This window comes from Micromonospora sp. NPDC005220, from assembly GCF_040607895.1.
GTDB lineage: Bacteria > Actinomycetota > Actinomycetes > Mycobacteriales > Micromonosporaceae > Micromonospora.
Genome location: NZ_JBEXHP010000090.1, coordinates 1 through 23,997, shown reverse-complemented (window position 1 = coordinate 23,997; position 23,997 = coordinate 1). Strand labels below are relative to the sequence as shown.

General features: G+C 69.5%; 18 protein-coding genes and 1 pseudogene. 15 read left to right on the top strand and 4 right to left on the bottom strand.

Annotated features, from left to right (window positions below):
* The 4 genes from ABZU52_RS25180 to ABZU52_RS25165 all read right to left on the bottom strand — a co-directional run.
* Positions 1–784, bottom strand: a 784-nt coding sequence (locus ABZU52_RS25180; protein ID WP_354973439.1) for an ice-binding family protein, incomplete at its 3' end; no start/stop codon positions are given.
* A gap of 197 nt (positions 785–981) precedes the next feature.
* Positions 982–1,635 (bottom strand): class I SAM-dependent methyltransferase, encoded by a 654-nt coding sequence (locus tag ABZU52_RS25175; RefSeq protein WP_354973438.1) that lies wholly within the window; start codon positions 1,633–1,635, stop codon positions 982–984.
* Positions 1,636–2,136: 501 nt separating this feature from the next.
* A complete protein-coding gene (locus tag ABZU52_RS25170; protein ID WP_354973437.1) occupies positions 2,137–2,985 on the bottom strand; it encodes a nuclear transport factor 2 family protein in 849 nt (282 codons plus the stop codon).
* Between the two features lie 34 nt (positions 2,986–3,019).
* The gene (locus ABZU52_RS25165; protein WP_354973436.1) at positions 3,020–4,033 is read right to left on the bottom strand and encodes a sigma-70 family RNA polymerase sigma factor; all 1,014 of its coding nucleotides are present in this window, start codon (positions 4,031–4,033) and stop codon (positions 3,020–3,022) included.
* Positions 4,034–4,136: 103 nt separating this feature from the next.
* Here ABZU52_RS25165 and ABZU52_RS25160 point away from each other — a divergent pair.
* From ABZU52_RS25160 to ABZU52_RS25090, 15 genes and pseudogenes are all read left to right on the top strand, one after another.
* A pseudogene (locus tag ABZU52_RS25160) lies at positions 4,137–4,594 on the top strand (FUSC family protein); the annotation flags it as partial.
* Positions 4,595–4,686: 92 nt separating this feature from the next.
* The gene (locus ABZU52_RS25155; RefSeq protein ID WP_354973435.1) at positions 4,687–5,211 is read left to right on the top strand and encodes a hypothetical protein; all 525 of its coding nucleotides are present in this window, start codon (positions 4,687–4,689) and stop codon (positions 5,209–5,211) included.
* A gap of 70 nt (positions 5,212–5,281) precedes the next feature.
* The gene (locus ABZU52_RS25150) at positions 5,282–6,124 is read left to right on the top strand and encodes a DUF4097 family beta strand repeat-containing protein (RefSeq protein WP_354973434.1); all 843 of its coding nucleotides are present in this window, start codon (positions 5,282–5,284) and stop codon (positions 6,122–6,124) included.
* A 33-nt stretch (positions 6,125–6,157) separates the two neighbouring features.
* Positions 6,158–7,135 (top strand): ATP-binding cassette domain-containing protein, encoded by a 978-nt coding sequence (locus tag ABZU52_RS25145; RefSeq protein WP_354973433.1) that lies wholly within the window; start codon positions 6,158–6,160, stop codon positions 7,133–7,135.
* Positions 7,132–7,920: an ABC transporter permease gene (locus ABZU52_RS25140; RefSeq protein WP_354973432.1), complete on the top strand. Its 789-nt coding sequence runs from the start codon at positions 7,132–7,134 to the stop codon at positions 7,918–7,920. Before ABZU52_RS25145 ends, ABZU52_RS25140 begins: the two co-directional genes overlap by 4 nt.
* An 852-nt stretch (positions 7,921–8,772) precedes the next feature.
* Complete coding sequence (araB, locus tag ABZU52_RS25135) at positions 8,773–10,455, top strand: ribulokinase (RefSeq protein ID WP_354973431.1); 1,683 nt, start codon at positions 8,773–8,775, stop codon at positions 10,453–10,455.
* Positions 10,452–11,144 (top strand): L-ribulose-5-phosphate 4-epimerase, encoded by a 693-nt coding sequence (locus ABZU52_RS25130; RefSeq protein ID WP_354973430.1) that lies wholly within the window; start codon positions 10,452–10,454, stop codon positions 11,142–11,144. The genes araB and ABZU52_RS25130 overlap by 4 nt, the downstream gene beginning before the upstream one ends.
* Before the next feature lie 138 nt (positions 11,145–11,282).
* A complete protein-coding gene (locus ABZU52_RS25125; protein WP_354973440.1) occupies positions 11,283–12,278 on the top strand; it encodes an ABC transporter substrate-binding protein in 996 nt (331 codons plus the stop codon).
* A 187-nt stretch (positions 12,279–12,465) separates the two neighbouring features.
* Positions 12,466–14,007 (top strand): sugar ABC transporter ATP-binding protein, encoded by a 1,542-nt coding sequence (locus ABZU52_RS25120; RefSeq protein WP_354973429.1) that lies wholly within the window; start codon positions 12,466–12,468, stop codon positions 14,005–14,007.
* Positions 14,004–15,074: an ABC transporter permease gene (locus tag ABZU52_RS25115; RefSeq protein WP_354973428.1), complete on the top strand. Its 1,071-nt coding sequence runs from the start codon at positions 14,004–14,006 to the stop codon at positions 15,072–15,074. Before ABZU52_RS25120 ends, ABZU52_RS25115 begins: the two co-directional genes overlap by 4 nt.
* The gene (gene yjfF / locus ABZU52_RS25110; RefSeq protein ID WP_354973427.1) at positions 15,071–16,060 is read left to right on the top strand and encodes a galactofuranose ABC transporter, permease protein YjfF; all 990 of its coding nucleotides are present in this window, start codon (positions 15,071–15,073) and stop codon (positions 16,058–16,060) included. The genes ABZU52_RS25115 and yjfF overlap by 4 nt, the downstream gene beginning before the upstream one ends.
* 26 nt (positions 16,061–16,086) lie before the next feature.
* Entirely contained in the window at positions 16,087–17,589 is a 1,503-nt protein-coding gene (araA, locus tag ABZU52_RS25105; RefSeq protein ID WP_354973426.1) for an L-arabinose isomerase, read from the top strand.
* Between the two features lie 821 nt (positions 17,590–18,410).
* Positions 18,411–20,531 carry a family 43 glycosylhydrolase gene (locus ABZU52_RS25100; RefSeq protein ID WP_354973425.1) on the top strand — a complete coding sequence of 707 codons (2,121 nt, stop codon included), beginning with the start codon at positions 18,411–18,413 and terminating at the stop codon, positions 20,529–20,531.
* A gap of 401 nt (positions 20,532–20,932) precedes the next feature.
* Entirely contained in the window at positions 20,933–21,919 is a 987-nt protein-coding gene (locus ABZU52_RS25095) for a LacI family DNA-binding transcriptional regulator (protein WP_354973424.1), read from the top strand.
* A 326-nt stretch (positions 21,920–22,245) separates the two neighbouring features.
* Positions 22,246–23,901 (top strand): ricin-type beta-trefoil lectin domain protein, encoded by a 1,656-nt coding sequence (locus ABZU52_RS25090; protein ID WP_354973423.1) that lies wholly within the window; start codon positions 22,246–22,248, stop codon positions 23,899–23,901.
* Positions 23,902–23,997 lie beyond the last annotated feature (96 nt).

The window sequence follows — 23,997 nt, the reverse complement described above, 5'->3', positions numbered from 1 at the left end:
GGCCGGTGGGTCCGGGCGGGCCGGTCGGTCCGGGCGGGCCCGTCGGCCCGGCGCAGATCGGTGCGGTGATGACGTTGGTGTCGAGGGTGACGGCGGCGGTGCGCGCCAGCGCGCGGCCCTGGAGGGTCGCGCCCGTGGCCATCGTGATCGCGGCCTGAGCCATGATGGTGCCCACGAAGGTGGTGCCCGTGCCGATCGTCGCCGAGCTGCCGATCTTCCAAAACACGTTGCAGGCCGAGGCCCCGTTGACCAGGACGACGCTGCTGTTCGACGCCGTCGTCAGCGAGGAGTCGACCTGGAAGATGAACACGGCCGCCGGGTCGCCCTGGCCGTTGAGCGTCAACGTTCCCGTCAGTTGGGCGGCTCCGATCCGGTAGACCCCGGCGTTGAGCGTGTTGCCGCCGAGCTCCGCCGGCAGGTTGGTGAACGGCGTCCGGCCGGCGGCATCGTTGAAGGCGATGGTCAGGTCGCTCTGCGCCTGCAGAGCGACCGCGTCGCCGAGGTGGACTGCGCCGCCGATGGTTGCCGTCCCGAACCCGGACGCGGTGTTTCCCGGGAACCGCCCGAGACTCTGGGCCAGGAAGCTGGGGCCGGTGTTGGTGGGCTCCGCCCCGGCCAGGACGGAGAAGTCGGCCGCCGTCCCCAGGTTGACCGGTGCTTCCTGGGCGTTGGCGGCGGTCGAGCTGAAGAGCAGCAGGCTGGCTGCCACTGTGGCGGCTGCGCCAGCCGCGAGCGCCGGCAGGACCACCCGCCGTCGTAGCCGGTGTATGAGTTTAGCTGTCACAAGAACACCCTCCGTGGGTACTACTCGCAGGAGATAAGCGCGCTGACCACCACATCACGCCGGGTGTTCAAAAAGGGGCAAATCGGGACAATTGCCGAAGTGTATCTGTCTGAACTGGACTGAACTTCGCGTTCTTGTTCGCCGGTGCCCGCGAAAGCGGGCGTGTGCGAGCGCCCAGGCAGCCGAGCAGATCTCGCCTATCGCCGGACCGCCGGGGCCGGCTTGATCGCACGGCCGAGGACGCAGGGGGAGGAGGGGCTGTTGCTGGTGGCCGGGAAGCGGAACCGGCGCACCTCCGGCACCTGGAAGCCGGCCGCTCCGATGGCGGCGACGGTGTCCCGGCTGGTGTGGCAGCCGGCGAAGAGCTTCGGCCACAGTGTGGCGTCGACGATTCGTTGGGCGCGGTACAGACCGGTCGCTTCCTCGGCCGCCACGTGTTCGAAGAACCGCACCTGGCCTCCGGGCCGCAGTACCCGGCTGACCTCGGCCAACGCGCTCGCCTGATCGGGCACGGTGCACAACACCAACGCGATCACGGCCGCGTCGAACTCGCCGTCCCCGGCGGGTAGCGCCTGGGCCAGACCGTCGACGACAGTGACCGGAACCGGCGCGTCCGACGCGGCGCGCTCGGCGGCGGCCCGGAGACGCCGCTCCGGTTCGACCGCGAGGACCTGGGTCACCGACGGCGGATAGTGGGAGAACATCCGCCCGTTACCCGCACCGATCTCGATCACCCGGCCGGACAGGCCGGCGACCAGGTCCCGTCGGAACGCCGCCGTGCCGGCGCGGTCCATGGCCACGCTGAGTCGCTCGTACACCCGGGCGAACACGGGGTGGGACACCGTGGCCACGTCGACCTCCTGATCTCCGTAGAACTGTTCTCGGGCGATTGTCCTGCATCCGCGCACGCTTTCCGTCTCACTGATGGGCAGCACGATTCAACCCAGTGCAGGCAGGACGTGGTACGACCACGAAGATCGTCGTCGATGTGTCGAACTCGCCCTCGTTCGAGGACGCCGCCGTGCTGGAGTTCTTCGAGACGTCCACCCGGACGCTCCTCGCCGCCGTGTCGGACGCCGGGGTGAACCACTACGTGGCGCTCTCCATCGTGGGGTGCGACCGGATCCCGGACCGCGGGTACATGCGCGCGAAGGTCGCCGGCGCTGGAGCAGCACCACGCCCAGGGCGGCCAACAGCGCCGTCTGGGCCACGAACAGCCCGGCTACCGTCGGCTCGTAACCCGGAAGCCCGTGTGCCGCCGGCCACGGCTGGGAGCTGCTCAGCCGGGCGCCCTCAATCGCAGCGGCCCGCTCGCCGCAGGCCGAGGGCGGCCCGATCCGGCTGGCGTGGGCTCAGTGCGCCCGGGTGGGGGTCAGGTCGGCCCGCGCCTGCCCGGTGTCCGGGTCGACGGGGAACGAGACGTGCTGGTGGACCATCTCCCAGCCCCGCCCGGCCCGCTGAAACACCCGGGTGCCCCGGGACCAGCTCACCGCCGTGCTGCCGTCCGGCTGCTGCGCGGTCATCCGGTTGAGCCCCCACGCCACGGCCAGGTCGTCGCGGACGACGACCGCCAGCTCCGGAACTGTCCAGGTGACGGTGCCGCTGCCGGCGTCGAGGCCGTTGGCGCAGACCTCACGAACCTCATCGCGGCCCACGTACTCCAACGGCAGCTCGTGTTCGTACGAGACGACGGTCTCGGCCACCGGTTCCATGATCCCGTCGAGGTCCTTGGCCTCGGTCGCCTCGTACCAGCGTTGGTGCAGCGCGCGCACCTCGCGCTCGGACGTCTCGCGGTCGTCAGTGCCACCGTCGTCGGCGAACGAGTGGTGTTCGTGTGCCACGACCCACGAGCCGTACTCCTTGCGCAGGCCGAGGGTCAGCCGCAGCCGGAGGTCGGGGCGGGTGGCGAGATCGTCGGGGGTGCCGCAGCGCAGCAGCGCGTTGGCGTAGGCGACCGTGTCGCCCGCGGTGATGTCGAGGCTGGTCAGTTCGAAGACGGCACCCGACGCCTGCCAGCGGAAGAATTCGGGCCAGGTCCCCGCGTACGCCTCTATGCCCCGGACCCCGTCGTGTGGTGGCGGGACGTCGTACATCACGATGTCCGCGGCGTGCTGGGCGAGGACGCCGGGCAGGTCACCGGCGTGCACCGCCCGCGTCCAGTCTTCGATCAGCGCGCGGATCTGGGTCTCGTCGTCGGCCATGGTGCTCCCTCGTCGGTCGGGGTTGCTCTCACCTCTACAACCCGTGCGGACCGACGAACTCATCGCGGCGTGCCGACCGAGTTTCCCCGTCCCGGTCGGATCCCTGGTCCAGCTGCGTCGGCAGGCCGCAGATGCGCAGGGTGTCCGGGGTCAGGAAGGACACCACCTCGGCGATCCGGGCGCCGCGTAGCGCGACGACGTCCAGCGCCGCCGCCGTGAAGACCGACGCCTCCGGACTCCAGAGGTACGTCCCGAAGGCCAGTTGCCCGTTCGCGTACGTGGGGACGAACCGCCACCGGACCGACAGGGGGCCGTCCAGCAGGAACTGCCGGATCGCCCGGTGACCCTCGTACCACTGCGGCAGCGGTGGCATCGAGTACCGGGCGTCGTCGGTGAGCATCGCCAGGATGGCGTCGACGTCCCCGCGCTCCCACGCGGTCACGTACCGCCGGGCCAGCTCGCGTACCTTCTCCGCGCCGAGGCCGCTCAGCTGCACCTGCTGGCTGTCGGCCGGGAGCAGCGCCGCCAGGACCCGGCGGGCCCGTTGCAGGGCGCTGTTGACCGCCGGGGTGGACGTGCCCAGCAGCTCGGCGACCTGGGCGGCGGGATAGCCGAGCACGTCGCGCAGCAGCAGCACGGCCCGCTGCCGGCCGGGCAGGTGTTGCAGCGACGCGACGAACGCCAACTCCAGGTGCTCACTGTCGACCAGTCGTTGGGCCGGGTCCCGCTGGTCGGCGGTCGTCGCCCGCTGGTCCGGGTACGGCCCGAGCCAGGCCGTCTCGGCCACTGGGGCAGCCCCCGGTGTCAGGTCGGTCGGCAGTTCCCGGCGGCGGCCGCGACGCTCGATCATGGTGAGGCACCGGTTCGTGGCGATCGTGTAGAGCCAGGCGCGTTCGGCGCCGCGATCCTCGTACCGGTGTCGGCTCTGCCAGGCCCGGGTGAAGGTCTCCTGCACGGCGTCCTCGGCGTCGTGGAACGAGCCGAGCATCCGGTAGCAGTGCGCCGTCAGCTCGGCGCGGTGTTCATCGATCAGCCGAGCGATCGTCACGATGGTGGAGCCTACATTCAGCGCGGTCGACGCCTGGTCGTCGCCGACCCGGCCGGGGTGTCGACCCCACTGCGGTCGGGAGGATTGATCCGGTCGTGGCGGGATAGGTGCCGCCATGGTCGCTGCCGGTCGGCGCGGAGCGCACGCGGGCCCGTCGACCGTCGTCCGGCTCTGGGACCGCTCGCTGCTGCACGTGTCGCAGCCGGTCTTCGCGCCGATCTCCGCCGTCTCGACCCTCGCCGCGTCCGTCGGCCAGCGGTTGCGTCGCACCATCGAGCTGATCATCGGTGTCACCGTTGGGGGAGGGTGGCGCTGCTGGGCACCGCCGTGTTGCTGCCGCTGAACCCGCTGCGGGTGCTCAATCGGGCCGCGCGGCCGGCGCGAGAGCAGGCGGTGCGGGCGGTCCGGACGGCCGGGGACGCCTATCGGGACGGCGTCGGCTTTTCCGGTGCGGTCGTGGTGGCGCAGGTCCGGACGACGGTCAGCGACCTTCTGCTCGCCTCCGGCCTGACTCAGGAGAACGCGAATCACCTGGTCCGGAGGGTTTTCGGCGACCGGTGAGAGCCAGCTGATCCCGCAGCGGAGCCAGATTGCGGCACCTTGCTGAGCCAAGAAGGTTGCATGCTGAGCCAAAATGGTGCCATGATGGTGCCATGGAGCTGAGGTCGTACGTCGAGAACCTGCGTAACGAGTTCGCCGTGGCTGCGGAGGGCGTGGACCCGGAGGCCCGGGCGTTGGCCGAGCGGCTCTTCGCGCAGCTGGAGGCGGCCACCCGTCTCACCCTGCTCGAAGCGCTCTCCGACGCGGCCGACGAGATCACCCGTGACCTGGCGCCGGGTTCGGTGCACGTTCGGTTGCGCGGGCGCGAGCCCGACTTCGTGGTGACGCCGGCCAGCCCGCCGGTCGAGGTGGCGAGCGAGGCCAGCGGCCCGCCACCGCTGTCGGTGCCGGTGTCCGCGCCCGACGGTGAAGAGGGCGGCACCTCGCGGATCAACCTCCGGCTCCCCGACCACCTGAAGGCCAGCGTCGAGGACGCCGCTGGGCGCGCCGGGCTGTCGGTCAACGCCTGGCTCGTGCGCGCCGTCGCCGGTGCCATCGGGGCGCGGGACACGGAACGTCGTCCACCACGCCGGGTGGAGCCGACCTCCGGCCAGCACTTCACCGGCTGGGCCCGCTAACTTCCCGTACCCCTTCCGCCACGCCGCTGACCAGCGGCGCCCTCCACCGACCACATTCCGGGAGACCACCATGCCTGTTTTCGAGACGCCAGAACCGATTTCCGTCCAGATCGAGCTGCCGATCGGTGATGCCTGGATCGCCGCGAGCGACCGCACCGACACGGTGGTGACGGTGCGGCCCCGCGACCCGTCGAGCAAGGCCGACGTGGGCGCCGCCGATCAGACCACCGTCGAGTTCGCCGCCGGCCGACTGGTGATCCGGGTGCCGAAGAGTTGGCGCCGCTACGGCTTCGGCCCCGGGCCGTCCGTCGACGTCCTGATCGAGCTGCCGGCCGGTTCGCGGGTGCACGCCGAGGCGTCGTGGGCGGCGTTCCGCTGCGAGGGTCGGCTCGGCGAGTGTCGGATCAAGACCGGCAGCGGCATCCGGCTCGACGAGACCGGGCCGTTGGAGATCGACAGCAGCCACGGCGAGGTCGCGGTCGAGCGCGTCCTCGGTCCGGCCCGGGTGAAGGCCTCGTCCGGCAAGGTGCGCATCGGCGAGGTCGAGGGCACCGCCGAGATCAAGAATTCGTCCGGCGACTGCTGGATCGGCCGCAGCGGCGGCGACGTCCGGATCAACACGGCCTACGGCGACATCACAGTGGACGCGTCGACCGCCTCGGTGACGGCGCGTACCGCCTACGGCAACCTCCGGCTGGGTGAGGTGGCACGCGGCGCGATCGACGTGCAGACCTCCTACGGCGCGATCGAGGTGGGCATCCGTCGCGGGACCGCCGCCTGGCTCGACGTCAGTTCCAAGCACGGCCGCGTGCACAACGCGCTGGAGTCGACCGACAGCCCGGCGCAAACCGACGAGACGGTCGAGGTCCGGGCGAACACCTCCTACGGCGACATCATGATCCGCCGCGCCTGACCCACCACCACGCCGACCACAGATGAGGAGACCATGACCAGCTCGACGAGACCCGCGATCGTCGCCACCGACCTGCGCAAGTCCTACCGCGACAAGGTCGTACTGGACGGCATCGACCTCATGATCACCGAGGGCACGATCTTCGCGCTGCTCGGTCCCAACGGCGCCGGCAAGACCACCACCGTGCAGATCCTCTCCACCCTGATCAACGCCGACGGCGGTAGCGCCCGGATCTTCGGCCACGACCTGAGCCGAGAGCCCGACGCGGTACGCGCGCTGATCGGCGTCACCGGCCAGTTCTCCGCCGTCGACAACCTGCTCACCGGGCGGGAGAACCTGACCCTGATGGCCGACCTGTGCCACCTGGACCGGGCCGCCGGTCGACGACGGATCACCGACCTGCTCGACCAGTTCGACCTGACCGAGGCGGCGGGCAAGCCGGTGTCGACGTACTCCGGTGGCATGCGTCGACGGCTCGACCTCGCCATGACCCTGGTCGGCGAGCCCCGCGTCATCTTCCTCGACGAGCCGACCACCGGCCTCGACCCGCGCAGCCGCCGGGCCATGTGGCACATCATCCGGGCACTCGCCGCCGAGGGTGTCACCATCCTGCTCACCACGCAGTACCTGGAGGAGGCCGACCAGCTCGCCGACCGGGTGGCGTTCCTCGACCATGGCCGACTGATCGCCGAGGGCACACCGCGCGAGCTCAAGCGACTCATTCCGGGCGGCCACGTCGTGTTGCAGTTCGCCGACCAGGAAGGGCTCGACGCGGCGGCCCGGACGTTCGAGGCTGCCACCCGGGACGACGGAGCGCTCACCCTCCAACTGCCGAGTGACGGCGGAGTCGGATCGTTGCGAACCCTGCTCGACCAGCTCGACCGCGCCTCGATCAGCGTGGCGGGGCTTTCCGTGCACACCCCCGACCTCGACGACGTCTTCCTCACCCTCACCGGTCAGCCCGACCCGAAAGCCAGCCGACCCGACCACGAAAGGGCTCCCGCGCGATGAGCACCATCTCCCTCGCCGTCCGCGACTCGAGCACCATGCTGCGGCGCAACCTGCTGCACATGCGGCGGTACCCGTCGATGACGTTCCTGCTCATCGGCATCCCGATCATCATCCTGCTGCTCTTCGTCTACGTGTTCGGTGGCACGCTCGGCGCCGGCCTCGGCCCGTCCGGCGACCGCTCCCAGTACGCCAACTACGTCACCCCCGGCATCCTGCTCATCACGGTGGTCAGCGCCGCGCAGGGCACCGCCATCTCGGTCGCGATGGACATGACCGAGGGGATCATCGCCCGGTTCCGGACGATGTCGATCTTCCGACCGTCGGTCCTGACCGGTCACGTACTGGGCAGCCTGATCCAGACCATGCTCAGCCTCGCGGCCGTCACCGTCGTGGCGCTGCTGGTCGGGTTCCGACCCACGGCAAACCCGGTCGAGTGGCTCGCCGCGGTCGGGGTCCTGGCGATGATCACCTTTGCGCTCACCTGGCTCTCCGTCGCCCTCGGTCTGGTCAGTGACAGCGTCGAGACGGCCAGCAACCTGCCCATGCCGCTGATCCTCCTGCCGTTCCTCGGCAGCGGGTTCGTCCCCACCGACTCCATGCCGACCGCGGTGCGGTGGTTCGCGGACTACCAGCCCTTCACGCCGGTCATGGAGACCCTTCGCGGCCTGCTCCTGGGCACCGGGATCGGCGCCAACGGGATCATCGCGGTCGGCTGGTGCGCCGTCGTCACCGTGGCCTGCTTTCTCTGGGCCAAGACCCTGTACAACCGCAACCGGGCGGCCTGATCCGACCGGCGCCCGGTCTGACCACCGCAACCCCGGCCTCAAGATCCGCGCAACATCAGCGATGTTGCTGTCTCCCGCGCGTCGGAGGCAGCAGCATCGGTGAAGTTGCGCGGATCTTCCTCGCCGGTCCCGGGGTGCGGCGGCAAGATCGCGCTCGATCCTGGTTGTAGTTCCCTCGGGGCGTCGCAGAGGCCACTACATCCTGGTTCGAGCACGATCTTGGCGCGGGGCGCGGGGCGCGGGGCGCGGGGCGCGGGGCGCGGGGCGCGGGGCGTTCGGACCACAGAGCCGGCGGCTCGGCCCAGCGGGGTCGGACCGCCGGCTCGTGGCGTCGCGTGGATCGTGGTTTCCGGCGTGTTTCGGGGGGCCGGCCGACCCGGACGGCGCGGGCACCTCAAGACGTTGAATGTTATCGATAACACAGCCGCCGCGCCCGGCTGCGAGCCGCCCGGATCGACCCTGCGGAGCGCTCACCTATGAGCCCGCATGGTCATCAATGGCGGCGGCGCGGATCTGAGCGCGAGGGCGCGGCGGCTCGGCGATGTTATCGCTGCCATCATCGCCGAAACATTGGTGGTCGCTATCGGACGGTCGTCCCACAGTGTCCGGCGCGGGGGACCCGACGCCCTCCTGTCGACGGCTCGTCGATGGGCATCCGATCCGGGCGGAGGGTCCGTTTCGTCGGCTGCCCGCCTCGGTTCTAGCCGGAATCGCGCCTTTTGCACCGGTCCGCTATCTACCCTCCCGAGTCGGTCCGCCTTCGGCGTTCCGTTACGGAGCTGTTGCGGGTAGATGTCTTGACGAGCCTGGATGTGAGCGTTAACACTATCCCCGTTAACGGTGGAGGTGAACATGAACCGTGTGGACGGAGCTGACGACCGCTATGTCGTCGGTGTCGATTACGGCACCCTGTCCGGGCGAGCTCTGGTGGTCCGTGTCGGCGATGGTGCCGAGTTGGGGACCGCGGTGCACGAGTACGGCGACGGCGTGATCAGTACGGCGCTTCCGGGAGGTCGAGCGCTACCCCCGGACTGGGCCCTGCAGAACCCGCAGGACTACCGCGACGTGCTGCGGTACGCCGTCCCGGCGGCGCTGTCCGCCGCGGGGGTGGACCCGGCGGCGGTGGTCGGCATCGGTATCGACTTCACCGCCTGCACCGTGCTGCCGACGCTCGCCGACGGCACCCCGCTGTGCGAGACGCCCGAGCTGCGCGACCGACCGCACGCCTGGGTCAAGCTGTGGAAGCACCACGCCGCGCAGCCGCACGCCGACCGGATCAACGCGCTGGCGCACGAGCGGGCCGAGCCGTGGATCGGCCGGTACGGCGGCAAGATCTCCGCCGAGTGGCAGTACGCCAAGGGCCTGCAGATCCTGGAGGAGGACCCGGAGATCTACGACCGGGCCGAGCGCTTCATCGAGGCGGCCGACTGGATCGTCTGGCAGCTCTGCGGCGTCGAGACGCGCAATGTCTGCACGGCCGGGTACAAGGGCATCCTGCAGGACGGCCACTACCCCTCCGAGGGCTTCCTGACCGCGCTCAACCCCGACTTCGGCGACTTTGTGGCCAAGCTGGACGGCCCGCTGCTGCCCCTCGGCGCCCGGGCCGGCGCGCTCACCGCCCAGGCCGCCGCATGGACCGGCCTGCCGGAGGGGATCGCGGTGGCCGTCGGCAACGTCGACGCGCACGTCACCGCGGCGTCCGCCCAGGCGGTGCAGCCCGGTCGACTCGTCGCCATCATGGGCACCTCGACCTGCCACGTCGTCAACGGCTCGGAGGTCGCCGAGGTGGCCGGCATGTGCGGTGTCGTGGACGGCGGCATCAGCCCCGGCGCGTGGGGTTACGAGGCCGGGCAGAGCGGGGTGGGTGACATCTTCGGCTGGTTCGTCGAGCACGCAGCCCCGGCCGGCATCGACTCGCATGAACGCCTCACCGAGCTGGCCGCGAGCCAGCCCGTCGGGGCGCACGGCCTGATCGCCCTGGACTGGTGGAACGGCAACCGTTCCCTGCTGGTCAACCACGACCTCAGCGGGATGATCGTCGGAATGACCCTGGCCACCCGCCCGCAGGACATCTACCGGGCTCTGCTGGAGTCCACCGCGTACGGCACCCGGATGATCATTGAGGCGTTCGTCGAGGCCGGGGTCCCGGTGAACGACCTGGTGATCGCCGGTGGCCTGACCAACAACGCGCTGCTGATGCAGATCTACGCGGACGTCACCAGGCGTCCGCTGAACATCATCGCCTCGGCGCAGGGCCCGGCGCTCGGGTCGGCGATCCACGCCGCCGTCGCCGCCGGGGCGTACCCCTCGATCCACGAGGCGTCGCAGGCGATGGGTCGGGTGCACGAGGCCGTCTACCGCCCGGATCCCGAGCGGGCACGCGCCTACGACGCCCTCTACGCCGAGTACCGGACGCTGCACGACCACTTCGGTCGCGGCGGCAACGACGTCATGCTCCGCCTGCGGGCGATCCGCAACGCGGCGGTCGAGACCGCCGCGGCCACGCACGAGGCCCCGCTGGAGGTGGTGGCGTGAACGCCGAGGTGACCCGACAGATCAGCGAGCTGCGCGAGACCGTCGCCCGCCTGCACGCCGAGCTGACCCGGTACAACCTGGTCGCCTGGACGTCCGGCAACGTCTCCGCGCGGGTTCCCGGCCAGGACCTGATGGTGATCAAGCCGAGTGGGGTGAGCTACGACGACCTCACCGCGGCCACGATGGTGGTGTGCGACCTCGACGGTGTTCTCGTCGAGGGCGACTTCGCCCCGTCCAGCGACACCGCCGCGCACGCCTACGTCTACCGGGCGATGCCCGAGGTCGGCGGGGTCGTGCACACGCACAGCTCGTACGCCACCGCGTGGGCCGCGTGTGGGGAGTCGATCCCCTGCCACCTCACCGCGCAGGCCGACGAGTTCGGCGGGGAGATCCCGATCGGCCCGTTCGCGTTGATCGGCGGTGACGACATCGGCAAGGGCATCGTCGCCACTCTCGCCGGGCACCGCTCGCCCGCGGTGCTGATGCGTAACCACGGCGTGTTCACCATCGGCCGCGACGCCCGCGCGGCGGTGAAGGCGGCGGTCATGTGTGAGGACGTGGCCCGTACCGCGCACCTGGCCCACACCCTCGGGCAACCGGTCCCGATGGCGCAGGCCGACATCGACTCCCTCTACGACCGCTACCAGAACGTCTACGGCCAACAACCAGTCGCACCGGCGGGTTCCTGACCCCTTCCCCGGTCATCGGGACCCGCCGGTCTGCACCACGACGCACCAGCACGCACCACCCGCGTACGCCGCACCTTCGCACCTCGGCGGTTCGCGCGGTTACCCACCACATCCAGCCAAGGAGATCCGATGGGAAAGATGCGAACGCAGTCCGTCCGGTGGCGCGCTGCCGCGGTCCTCGCCAGCGTGCTGCTGGTCGGCGGCGTGGCGGCCTGCGGCAACAGCGACACCGGTGGCGGCGGGTCCAAGGACGACGGCAAGATCACGATGGGCTTCTCCCAGGTCGGTGCGGAGAGCGGGTGGCGTACCGCGAACACCACCTCGATCAAGGATGCCGCCACCGCGGCCGGGATCGAGCTGAAGTTCGACGACGCTCAGCAGAAGCAGGAAAACCAGATCAAGGCGATCCGCAACTACATCCAGCAGAAGGTCGACGTGATCGCCTTCTCGCCGGTGGTGGAGTCCGGCTGGGACACCGTGCTCAAGGAGGCCAAGGACGCCGGCATCCCGGTCATCCTGACCGACCGCTCGGTGGATTCGGCCGACAAGTCGCTGTACAAGACCTTCCTCGGCTCGGACTTCGTCAAGGAGGGCCGGCTCGCCGGTGAGTGGCTGGTCGAGCAGAAGAAGACCGCCTCGGGTCCGGTGAACATCGTCGAGCTCCAGGGCACCACCGGCGCGGCGCCGGCGAACGACCGCAAGAAGGGCTTCGCCGAGGCGATCGCCGCCAACCCGAACCTGAAGATCATCGCCTCCCAGACGGGCGACTTCACCCGGGCCGGCGGCAAGCAGGTCATGGAGCAGTTCCTCAGGGCCAACAAGCAGATCGATGTGCTGTTCGCGCACAACGACGACATGGGCCTGGGCGCGCTCGAGGCGATCACCGCCGCCGGCAAGGTGCCCGGCAAGGACATCACCATCATCACCGTCGACGCGGTCAAGGACGGCATGCAGGCTCTCGCCGACGGGAAGTTCAACTTCATCGCGGAGTGCAGCCCGCTGCTCGGCCCGCAGCTGATGGACCTGGCCAAGAAGGTCCACGCGGGCGAGGAGGTGCCTGCTCGGATCGAGACCGAGGAGACCACCTTCACGACCGAGCAGGCCAAGGAAGCTCTGCCGAACCGCAAGTACTGATCGACGACGGGGTCGCCGCGCTCGCGTGGCGGCCCCGCCGCGTCGCTCTCCTACCCGAAACGGACCGGGCTTGGCCCGCGACCACCCCCGTACCACGCCCGCCCGAGCGACCCCCAGGGACGCCCGGGCGGGCGCAGCGGGAGGTAGCGGCCCTTCCGTGTCGACAACCCAGAAGAGGTCTGATGGGATGACGGATAGCCGTCCGGTCCTGACGATGACCGGGATCAGCAAGTCCTTCCCCGGGGTGCGCGCACTCCATGACGTCAATTTCCGGCTCTTTCCCGGCGAGGTGCACGCCCTGATGGGCGAGAACGGCGCCGGCAAGTCGACCCTCATCAAGGTGCTGACCGGCGTCTACGACACCGACGCCGGCGCGATCACCCTCGACGGCGAGCCCGTGTCGTTCACCGGGCCGATGCAGGCGACCGCCGCCGGCGTGAGCACCGTTTTCCAAGAGGTCAACCTCTGCACCAATCTCTCGGTGGCGGAGAACATCTTCATCGGCCGCGAGCCGCGCATCTTCGGGGCCGTCCGCTGGGGGGAGGTTCGCCGCCGGGCCCGAGCCCTGCTGGCCCGCCTCGACCTCGACCTCGACGTCAGCGCGCCGCTCGGCTCGTACTCCCTGGCGATCCAGCAGATGGTCGCCATCGCCCGCGCGACCGACATCCAGGCCCGGGTGCTGATCCTGGACGAGCCGACGTCCAGTCTCGACGCCGGGGAGGTGGCCCAGCTGTTCCGCATCATGCGGCAGCTGCGCGACGAGGGCATCGCCATCCTGTTCGTGACCCATTTCCTCGACCAGGTCTACGAGATCGCCGACCGGATCACCGTGCTTCGTAACGGTGGGCTCGTCGGCGAGTACCTCACCACCGAGCTGCCCCAGCTCTCCCTGGTGGAGAAGATGATCGGCAAGGAGCTCGACGTCCTGGAGGGCATCGAGGAGCACTCCCGACGGGACCTGGCGGCGCTGGAGGAGGGCACCCCCCTGGTGGCGGTGTCGAACTTCGGCCGGGCGGGCGCGGTCGAGCCGTTCAGCCTCACCATCCACGCCGGCGAGGTGGTGGGCCTGGCCGGCCTGCTGGGCTCGGGGCGTACCGAGGTCGCACGGTTGTTGTTCGGTGCCGACCGGAGCGACGGCGGTCAGGTCGCGGTCGACGGCAGGGCGAGCAGCCTGCGCACCCCCGCCCAGGCCATCGACCAGGGCGTCGGCTTCTGTTCGGAGAACCGTCGCGCGGAGGGCATCGTCGCCGACCTGTCGGTTCGCGAGAACATGATCCTCGCCATGCAGGCGGCGCGCGGGTGGCTGCGGCCCATTCCGCGTCGTCGTCAGGACGAGCTGGTCGACAAGTACGTCAAGGCTCTCAACATCCGGCCGGCGGACCCGGAGGTGCCGGTCCGCAACCTCTCCGGTGGCAATCAGCAGAAGGTGCTCCTGGCCCGGTGGTTGATCACCGAGCCGCGACTGTTGATCCTCGATGAGCCGACCCGGGGCATCGACATCGGTGCGAAGACCGAGATCCAGAAGCTCGTGGCGCAGCTGTCCGACGGTGGCATGGCGGTGCTGTTCATCTCCGCCGAACTGGAGGAGGTGCTGCGCCTGAGCCACAAGGTCGCCGTGATGCGGGATCGTCAGCTGGTCGCGCAGCTCGCCAACGACGACAGCCTCGACGCCGACCGCATCATGCAGACCATCGCCAGCGGATCCCACCGGGAGGAGGCAGACCGATGAGCGACACCATGAGCCGCTACCGGACGATGACCGGTCACCGGTTGTTCTGGCCCGCCGCCGTGCTGTTCGTCATGCTCGCCGCGAACACGATCTACCGGCCCGGGTTCCTGTCCATCGAGGTCAAGGACGGGCACCTGTACGGCACGCCGATCGACATCCTGCGGCTGAGCGCACCGCTGATCCTCGTCGCGTTGGGCATGACCCTGGTCATCTCGACCGGCGGGATCGACCTGTCGGTCGGCTCGCTCTGCGCGATCAGCGGCGCGATCGCCTGCATGTACATCAGCAAGCAGCCCGACCAGAACAGCCTCTCCGTGGTGCTGACCGCCCTCGCGATGGCGTTTGGGCTCTCGCTGGCGCTCGGCGCCTGGAACGGGGTGCTGGTGGCCGTGATCGGCATCCAACCGATCATCGCCACGCTGATCCTGATGGTGGCCGGCCGGGGCCTCGCCCAGCTGATCACCGAGGGGCAGATCATCACCATCAACTCCGAGCCGTACCGGGCGATCGGGTTGGGCCACGTGCTGACCCTGCCGTTGGCCATCTTCATCGCGCTCGCCGCGGCCCTGCTCGTCGCCGCGTTCACCCGCCGCACCGCGCTCGGCATGATCATCGAATCGGTCGGCGGCAACGCCGTGGCCAGCCGGCTCGCCGGCATCCGGTCCGGCCGGGTCATCTTCCTGGCGTACGTGATCAGCGCCGCCTGCGCGGCGATCGCCGGTTTCATGATGACGGCCAACGTCTCCAGCGCCGACGGCAACGCGGCCGGCCTCTGGGTGGAGCTGGACGCCATCCTCGCCGTCGTCATCGGTGGCACGTCCCTCGCGGGCGGTCGGTTCTTCCTCAGCGGCACGATCCTCGGCGCGCTGATCATCCAGACCCTGACCACCACGGTGTACGCCATGGACATCTCGCCGCAGACCTCGCTGCTGTTCAAAGCGGTCGTCGTCATCGCCGTCTGCCTCATCCAGGCACCGGCCTTCCGGGCCCGGTTCCGCCGCCGTAGGCGCAACGCGCCGCCGCCCGCCACCATCGTCGACAAGCCGAAGGAGCAGGTGCCGGCATGACCACTGGAACGCTTACCGCCGGTCGTACCCGGTTCCGGCTGCCGAGAAAGCAGATACCGGTCCTGGCGACGCTCGCCCTGCTGCTGGTGATGTACGGCATCGGCGTCTCGCAGTACACCGCGTTCTCCAACGTCCAGGTCATCTTCAACGTCTTCATCGACAACGGCTTCCTGCTCGTCGTCGCGGTGGGCATGACCTTCGTGATCCTCACCGGCGGCATCGACCTGTCGGTCGGCTCGGTCGTCGCCATGACGGCGATGGTGTCGGCGGCCCTGCTGAAGGACGGCATGCCGGCGGCGCTGGTGCTGGTCATCGCCCTGCTCATCGGCCCGATGCTCGGCCTGTTGATGGGCTGCGTCATCCACTTCTTCGAGATCCAGCCGTTCATCGTCACGCTCGCCGGGATGTTCTTCGCCCGGGGCATGTGCACGTTCATCTCCGGCGCGTCGATCCCGATCACCGACGGGTTCTGGACCTCGATGTCGCAGGAGCGGATCGGGGATCCCCGGGGTAACTTCGTGTCGATCAGCGTGCTGATCGCCTTCGTGGTGGTCGTCATCGCCGCGTACACGCTGGCCTACACCCGACTGGGGCGCAACGTGTACGCCGTCGGCGGCAACCCGCAGTCGGCGCTGCTGATGGGCCTGCCGGTGGGACGGACCCGGATCGCCGTCTACACGATCAGCGGTCTGTGCTCGGCCATCGGCGGGATCCTGTTGTCCTTCTACACCCTCTCCGGCGCGCCGCTGATCGCCGTGGGGATGGAGTTGGACGTCATCGCCGCCGTCGTCATCGGTGGCACGGTGCTCACCGGCGGCGCGGGTTACGTCTTCGGCACGGTGCTCGGCGTGCTGGTCCTCGGCGTGATCCAGACCCTCATAACCTTCGATGGGAGCCTCAACTCCTGGTGGACCAAGATCGTGATTGGCGGCCTGCTCTTCGCGTTCATCCTCCTGCAGCGCCTCATCGGAATCCGTTACAAGTGACCGCCCCTCTCGCGGAAGGCAACACCATGGCACCACACACCGCACCCGAGATCTGGTTCCTCACCGGCAGCCAAGGCATGTACGGCGAGGAGACGCTCCGCCAGGTGGCCGAGCAGTCCCGTCAGATCGCGGCCGCGCTCGACGACTCGCCGCAGATTCCCGCCCGCGTGGTCTGGAAGCCCGTCCTGACCAACAGCGGCGAGATCCTGCAGGTCTGCCGGGACGCCGCCGCCCAGGGCGCCGTCGGGGTCATCGCCTGGATGCACACGTTCTCGCCGGCCAAGATGTGGATCTCCGGGCTGGACGCGTTGCAGACACCGCTGCTGCACCTGCACACCCAGGCCAACGTTCTGCTGCCGTGGAACGACATCGACATGGACTTCATGAACCTGAACCAGGCCGCCCACGGCGACCGCGAGTTCGGGTACATCCAGACGCGTCTCGGTGTGGCCCGTAAGACGGTGGCCGGGCACGTCAGCGACCCGCGGGTGACCACTCGAATCGGGGCGTGGGCGCGCGCCGCGCTGGGCTGGTCGGCGATGCGGTCGCTACGCCTGGCCCGCTTCGGTGACAACATGCGCGACGTCGCGGTGACCGAGGGCGACAAGGTCGAGGCCGAGCTGCGGTTCGGCGTCTCGGTCAACACCTACGGCGTCAACGACCTGGTCGAGGTGGTCGGCGAGGTCACCGACGCGCAGGTGGACGACCTGGTCAAGGAGTACCAGGACACCTACCGCATCGTCGGCGCGCTGCTGCCCGGCGGCGAGCAGCACGACTCGCTGCGGTACGCCGCGCGGGTGGAGCTGGGCATGCGCGCCTTCCTGGACGCGGGCGGGTTCCGGGCCTTCACCACGAACTTCGAGGACCTCGGGGGGCTGCGTCAGCTGCCGGGCATCGCCGTGCAGCGGCTGATGGCGGACGGCTACGGCTTCGGCGGTGAGGGCGACTGGAAGACCTCGGTCCTGGTCCGCACCCTCAAGGCGATGTCGGTGGGGGTGAGCGGCGGCACGTCGTTCATGGAGGACTACACCTACGACCTCACGCCCGGCAACGAGTTGGTGCTCGGCGCCCACATGCTCGAGGTCTGCCCGACCATCGCCTCCGACGTGCCCAACGTGGAGATCCATCCGCTGAGCATCGGTGGCCGGGAGGACCCGGTGCGGCTGGTGTTCGACGCCGCACCCGGCCCGGCCGTGGTGCTCGGGCTGGCCGACATGGGGGAGCGGTTCCGGCTGGTGGCCAACGAGATCGACGTGGTGGCCCCGCCGCAGCCGCTGCGCCGGTTGCCGGTCGCCCGAGCCGTCTGGCGTCCGCGCCCCGACCTGCCGGTCTCGGCCGAAGCGTGGATCACCGCGGGCGCCCCGCACCACACCGTGCTGTCGCAGGCGGTGGGTGTGGAGGAGCTGCACGACCTGGCCGAGATGAGCCGCACCGAGCTGGTCGTCATCGACGCCGCCACCGAGCCCCGCCGCTTCGCCGACGAGCTGCGCTGGAACCAGGCCTACTACCGGCTGGCCCGCGGCTTCTGATTCGCGCGGCTCGACCGCGTCCGGCAGTGATCGACTCGGGCCGGCAGGCCCGAGTCGATCACGCCGTAGGTGATGATCCACTCGGCTTCCTTGAAAGCGCGGTATCCGACCGGTGCGGAAGGCCCGACTTCAAGGAAGCCGAGTGGACCATGTTGTCCTGCCTTGATCAGCGGGGCGTAGGACGGCGCTGATCCGGCGACCGCGCGGCCCCGTCCTGAACTGGTGATCGGTGGCAGCTGAGCCACCGCGCGGCCCCGTCCTGAACTGGTGATCGGTGGCAGCTGAGCCATCCGACACGCCGAGCACCGCCCTGCTGAGCTGCCACCGATCGGGCATCCGCCGGCCGCGCCGCACGGACGAGGCGCGCGCCCTTCGGCGGCGACCTCCTCCGCCCTGCCTCGCGCCCCACCTTGCGGCCTCGGCGTGCCCTGCCTCGCGCCCCACCTTGCGGCCTCGGCGTGCCCTGCCTCGCGCCCCACCTTGCGGCCTCGTCGTGCCCTGCCTTGCGGCTTCTTGCGCCCTGCCTTGCGGCCTCCTTGCGCTCTGCCTCGCGTCCTTCGGCGTCTAGGGCGTCCGCTCGACCGCGGACTCATGTTTCGTCTTGACTACGGTCTTGTTATCGATAACAGTAAGCATCAATAGAGTTCGATCCCTGTGCGACATCGGCTCTGATCTGCTCCTCTCCGTCGAGGGTCGAAAGATCTGCGGGACTTGGCGGAGGGTGCTGTTAGCGATCACATCGATGGTCTGGCCGCCGCGCCGACCACCGATGCGGCTGCCGGCTGAGAAGGTCCGGCGCCTCAGGCCAGCGAAGGAGGATCATGATTTCCATTGGACAGGTTCCGCGGGGAGCACCACGCCGGCGCGGGAGATTGGCGCTGGTCGGCGCGGCCCTGATGGCGGTGGTGATCGGCGCAGCCCTCGCCGCCGTCGCCCCGTCGCCGGCCTCGGCGGCGACGGTCGACACCAGCGCCTGGTACGTGTTGATCAACCGCAACAGCGGCAAGGCCCTGGACGTCTACAACCTGGCGACCAACGACGGCGCGCGGATCACCCAGTGGACCCGCAACAACGGCAACCAGCAGCAGTGGCAGTTCGTGGACTCGGGTGGTGGCTACTACCGGGTGAAGTCGCGGCTGTCGAACAAGGTGCTGGACGTCTCGGGCTTCTCCACCGCCAACGGCGCCAGCATCGTGCAGTGGACCGACAACAACAGCACCAACCAGCAGTTCCGGTTGGCCGACTCGGACAGCGGCTACGTCCGGCTGATCAACCGCAACAGCAACAAGGTGATGGAGGTGCAGGGCGCCTCGACCGCCGACGGCGGCAACATCGTGCAGTACGACGACTGGAATGGCACCAACCAACAGTGGCAACTCGTCCGCGTCGACGGCGGGGGCAACCCCACGACGCCGCCGCCCACCACGCCGCCCCCGTCGAGCGGCACGTACTCGAACCCGGTGGTCTGGCAGGACTTCGCCGACGTCGACATCATCCGGGTGGACAACGCCTACTACATGTCGGCGTCCACCATGCACTACTCGCCGGGCGCCCCGGTCCTGCGCTCGTACGACCTGGTCAACTGGGAGTTCGCCGGTCACTCCGTGCCCCGACTCGAATTCGGCTCGAAGTACGACATGAGCGGCGGTAACGCGTACGTCGACGGGATCTGGGCGTCGACGCTGAACTACCGGCCGAGCAACCGGACGTACTACTGGGCCGGGTGCATCGACTTCGCGCAGACCCACATCTACACCGCGTCCGCCGTCGACGGCACCTGGACCAAGCACACCACCATCCCCAACTGCTACTACGACGCCGGGATGCTGATCGACGACAACGACACCATGTACGTGGCGTACGGCAACGGCACCATCAGCGTGGCGCAGCTGTCCGCGGACGGAAAGTCCCAGGTCCGGGCCCAGCAGGTCTACCAGACGCCGTCGAGCATCGGCACGCTGGAGGGTGCCCGCTTCTACAAGCGCAACGGCGCCTACTACATCTGGCTCACCCGGCCGGCCAACGGCCAGTACGTGCTGAAGTCGACAAACGGCCCGTTCGGTCCGTACGAGCAGCGTCAGGTGCTGCTCAACCTGCCCGGCCCGATCTCCGGCGGCGGCGTGCCGCACCAGGGCGGGCTGGTGCAGACCCAGAACGGCGACTGGTACTACATGTCCTTCGTCGACGCGTACCCCGGTGGTCGGATGCCGGCGATGGCCCCGATCACCTGGACCAGCGACGGCTGGCCCGTGTTGCAGACGGTCAACGGCGCCTGGGGCAGCTCGTACCCGAAGCCGAACCTGCCCGCGCCGCCCCGGGCGGTCAAGCCGCTCACCGGCACCGACACGTTCGCCGGCACCACGCTCGGCCCGCAGTGGGAGTGGAACCACAACCCGGACAACAACAGGTGGTCGGTCAACAACGGGCTGAACCTGCAGACCGCCACCGTCACCGGCGACCTGTACGCCGCGCGCAACACCCTGACCCACCGCATCCAGGGCCCCACCTCGACCGCGACCATCGAGTTGGACTACTCCACCATGCGCGACGGTGATCGCACCGGCCTGGCGGTGCTGCGCAACTCGTCGGCCTGGATCGGGGTCCGACGGGACAACGGCTCCACCCGGCTGGTCATGCAGAACGGCCTGACGATGGACGGCAACTGGAACACCACCAGCACCGGCAGCGAGGTGGCCAGCACCGCCGTCTCCGGTGGCCGGATCTGGTTGCGGGCCAACGCCGACATCAGACCCGGCTCCGGCCGGCAGGCCCGTTTCTCGTACAGCACCGACGGGGTCAACTTCACCTCGTTCGGCAACGCCCTGACGCTGGCGAACAACTGGCAGTTCTTCATGGGCTACCGATTCGCCATTTTCAACCACGCGACACAGGCGCTCGGTGGCGCGGTCACCGTGCGGCGGTTCGACCTGACCACCCCGTGAGACCGGTCACACGACGACCGGTCTGACCGGTGGCGCTGGCAACGCATGCCTGGCGGCGTGTCGAGTCGGCGCCAGCGCGTCGGGTCCTCGCCGGCCTGCCCCACACTCTGTCCAGGAGCGAGGGCAGGCCGGGGTACCCCTGCCCCGCACCGGTTGGCTGCGTGCTCCGGGTGGGCACCGCGTTGTACGGCTTCGGCGTCCCGCACAGTCCCGTGCAGCCGTGCCGTGTTCAAAGCAGTTGCTGGCGTAGACTGTCGGCGATCCAGCGCTGGTCACCTGGGATTCAGCACCGGCGTGGTGACTGAGCGAGGGGGATCGGGCCGGGCCGCTCCAGTCGACGTCGACGGGCTGCGGGCCGGAGATGTAGCGGGGGGAGTGAAATGGCCGTCCACGGTCCCGCGATGACGGACGTTGCTCGTCTCGCCGGTGTCTCCCATCAGACGGTGTCGCGGGTGCTCAACGGGCATCCCAACGTCCGTGAGCAGACCCGGCTTCGGGTGCGGGCGGCGATCGCCGAACTCGGCTACCGCCCCAACGGCGCGGCACGCGCCCTGGTGACCGGTCGATCACAGGTCATCGGTGTGGTCGCGCAGAACACCACGCTCTACGGTCCGGCGTCACTGCTGGCCGCGTTGGAGCAGACCGCCGCCGAAGAGGGCTTCGCGGTCAGCGTCGGCAGCGTGCGGAACCTCGACCACCGTTCCATCTCGGCAGCCGTCGAGCGGCACCTGTCGCACCGGGTCGCCGGCATCGTGGTCATCGCCCCGGTCGAGTCGGCCGGTGAGGCGTTGGAGCGCCTGCCCAAGGATGTCCCGCTGGTCACCGTCGACGGTGACCCGAGCCGGCCGGTGCCGCTGGTGACTGTCGACCAGGTGGCGGGCGCCCGGGCGGCGACGCAACACCTGCTCGATGCCGGGCACCGCACCGTCTGGCACGTCTCCGGGCCGACCGACTGGTTCGACAGCGTCGGTCGGATAGACGGTTGGCGGCAGGCGCTGCTGGCCGCCGGGCTGGATCCGCCGCCGCCGATGCCGGGGGACTGGTCCGCGGCGTCGGGTTACCGGTGCGGGCAGATGTTGGCGCGGATGCCTGAGGTCACCGCCGTCTTCACCGCCAACGACCATCTCGCCCTGGGCGTGCTGCGGGCGCTGCACGAGTTCGGCCGACGGGTGCCGGACGAGATCAGCGTGGTCGGCTTCGACGACGTGCCGGAGGCGGCGTACTTCATTCCGCCGCTGACCACCGTTCGACCGGACTTCGACGCGGTGGCGCGGGCGAGCCTGCAGATGCTGCTGTCCCAGATCGAGTCGGGCACCGGTGGGGCGCTGCGGCAGACCGTCGCTCCGGCTCTGGTCGCCCGCGAGAGTGTCGCCCCACCTCGTCGCTGACGGCCGGGCCGGCAGAAATCGCCCCCGCGCGGGGGAGTGGTCCCGCCGCTCCCGGCTGAGCGGTGCACGGCGTGTACGGCGTGTACGGCCACGCGCCAGCCCGCGTCAATTCCCGGCTTCCCCGTCGATAAGACGTGACTCGATGGGTCGCAGCGTGTGACCTATCGATGCCAGGCGATACGGCCAAGGCAAGGTATTGAACCTCATGAAATGTCGCCGTAACATGATGAGCGTCTCTGTTAACGCTAACAAAAATTGGCGTACAACTATTGGCGCACCGACCAGAGGTCGTCGTCACGGGCGGGCGCCACCGACAAGGAGGCTCGATGAACCGCATCACCCGAGGTCGCCGCTGGGGGAGCGTACTGGCGGCCGGAGTACTGCTCGCCGGCGCCCTGGTGGGCCTTCGCGCCCCGACGGCGCAGGCGCTGGACAACGGCGTGGCGCGCACACCCCCCATGGGTTGGAATTCGTGGAACTCGTTCGGCTGCAACATCAACGAGGCGCTGATCCGGCAGACGGCGGATGCGATCGTCAGCAGCGGTATGCGCGACCTGGGCTACGAGTACGTCGTGGTCGACGACTGCTGGTTCAACCCCAACCGGGACAGCTCCGGCAACATCCAGGGCGACCCCAGCCGGTTCCCCAGCGGAATGAAGGCGCTCGGCGACTACCTGCACGCCCGGGGCCTGAAGTTCGGCCTCTACCAGGTGCCGGTCGACAAGACCTGCGCGCAGTACTTCGGCTCCTACCCCGGCGCGACCGGCAGCCGGGGTCACGAGGCGCAGGACGCGCGCCAGTTCGCCGCCTGGGGTGTCGACTACCTCAAGTACGACTGGTGCTCGCCGGAGGGCAGCATCAACGACCAGGTGACCACCTTCGCCAAGATGCGTGACGCGCTGGCCGCCACCGGTCGACCGATCGTCTACAGCATCAACCCCAACAGCATCCACGCCAAGACCGGCCCGCAGCGCAACTGGGGCGACGTGGCCAACATGTGGCGAACCACCGAGGACATCACCAACGCGTGGGACACCGGCCAGAGCAACGGCTACCCGATGGGCATCCAGAACATCATCAACGTGACAGTTCCGCTGGCGTCCTACGCGAGGCCGGGTGGGTTCAACGACCCGGACATGATGGAGGTCGGTCGCGGCGGCATGAACGACACGGAGATGCGTAGCCACTTCGCGATGTGGGCGATCATGGCGTCTCCGCTGATCGCCGGCAACGACGTGCGGAACATGAACGCCGCGACGCAGACCATCCTCAAGAACGCCAACCTGATCGCGATCAACCAGGACTCGCTCGGGTTGCAGGGGACGCAGGTGTCGTTCGACGGCACGCGTCGGGTGCTGGCCAAGCGGCTCGCCAACGGTGACGTCGCCGTCGCCCTCTTCAACCAGGGCGGCTCGACGACGACGATCTCGACCACGGCCGCGGCCATCGGCAAGTCCGGCTCGTCGTTCACGCTGGTGGACGCATGGACCGGTGGCACCAGCTCCAGCAGCGGGACGATCAGCGCCAGCGTCCCGGCGCACGGCACGGTGGTCTACCGGGTCAGCGGTGGCGGAACGACTCCTCCGACGACGCCGCCGCCGACCACGTCGAGCGCGTACGCCAGCGCCGCCTCCGGCCGCTGCCTCGACGTGCCGAGCAGCAACACGGCCAACGGCACCCAGCCGGTCATCTGGGACTGCAACGGCGCTGCCAACCAGCGCTGGACCCGGACCGGTCAGACCCTGCAGGCCCTCGGCAAGTGCCTGGACGCGCCGCTGAACGCCGCGGCCGGCGCCAAGGTGCAGATCTGGGACTGCAACGGCGGGTCCAACCAGCAATGGACGATCAACGCCAACGGCACGATCAGCGGCACGCAGTCGGGGCTCTGCCTGGACGTCAACAACAACGGCACGGCCAACGGCACCACGGTGATCCTCTGGACCTGTACCGGGGCGGCCAACCAGCGGTGGTCGCAGCGGTAGCCGATCAGGTCCGCCGACCGCCGAGGTCGCGGCGACCCACCTGATCCGACGGTAGTGCTGGTGCCCGCGGGGGGCCGCCCGCCGGCGCCGGGCCCC

What these genes read in the sequence shown, in the direction of transcription:
- ABZU52_RS25170 (WP_354973437.1), bottom strand. Translation starts at nt 2,985, where the DNA reads ATGGCCGACGACGAGACCCAGATCCGCGCGCTGATCGAAGACTGGACG.
- ABZU52_RS25155 (WP_354973435.1), top strand. Translation starts at nt 4,687, where the DNA reads ATGGAGCTGAGGTCGTACGTCGAGAACCTGCGTAACGAGTTCGCCGTG.
- ABZU52_RS25150 (WP_354973434.1), top strand. Translation starts at nt 5,282, where the DNA reads ATGCCTGTTTTCGAGACGCCAGAACCGATTTCCGTCCAGATCGAGCTG.
- ABZU52_RS25145 (WP_354973433.1), top strand. Translation starts at nt 6,158, where the DNA reads ATGACCAGCTCGACGAGACCCGCGATCGTCGCCACCGACCTGCGCAAG.
- ABZU52_RS25140 (WP_354973432.1), top strand. Translation starts at nt 7,132, where the DNA reads ATGAGCACCATCTCCCTCGCCGTCCGCGACTCGAGCACCATGCTGCGG.
- araB (WP_354973431.1), top strand. Translation starts at nt 8,773, where the DNA reads ATGAACCGTGTGGACGGAGCTGACGACCGCTATGTCGTCGGTGTCGAT.
- ABZU52_RS25125 (WP_354973440.1), top strand. Translation starts at nt 11,283, where the DNA reads ATGCGAACGCAGTCCGTCCGGTGGCGCGCTGCCGCGGTCCTCGCCAGC.
- ABZU52_RS25120 (WP_354973429.1), top strand. Translation starts at nt 12,466, where the DNA reads ATGACGGATAGCCGTCCGGTCCTGACGATGACCGGGATCAGCAAGTCC.
- ABZU52_RS25115 (WP_354973428.1), top strand. Translation starts at nt 14,004, where the DNA reads ATGAGCGACACCATGAGCCGCTACCGGACGATGACCGGTCACCGGTTG.
- yjfF (WP_354973427.1), top strand. Translation starts at nt 15,071, where the DNA reads ATGACCACTGGAACGCTTACCGCCGGTCGTACCCGGTTCCGGCTGCCG.
- araA (WP_354973426.1), top strand. Translation starts at nt 16,087, where the DNA reads ATGGCACCACACACCGCACCCGAGATCTGGTTCCTCACCGGCAGCCAA.
- ABZU52_RS25100 (WP_354973425.1), top strand. Translation starts at nt 18,411, where the DNA reads ATGATTTCCATTGGACAGGTTCCGCGGGGAGCACCACGCCGGCGCGGG.
- ABZU52_RS25095 (WP_354973424.1), top strand. Translation starts at nt 20,933, where the DNA reads ATGACGGACGTTGCTCGTCTCGCCGGTGTCTCCCATCAGACGGTGTCG.
- ABZU52_RS25090 (WP_354973423.1), top strand. Translation starts at nt 22,246, where the DNA reads ATGAACCGCATCACCCGAGGTCGCCGCTGGGGGAGCGTACTGGCGGCC.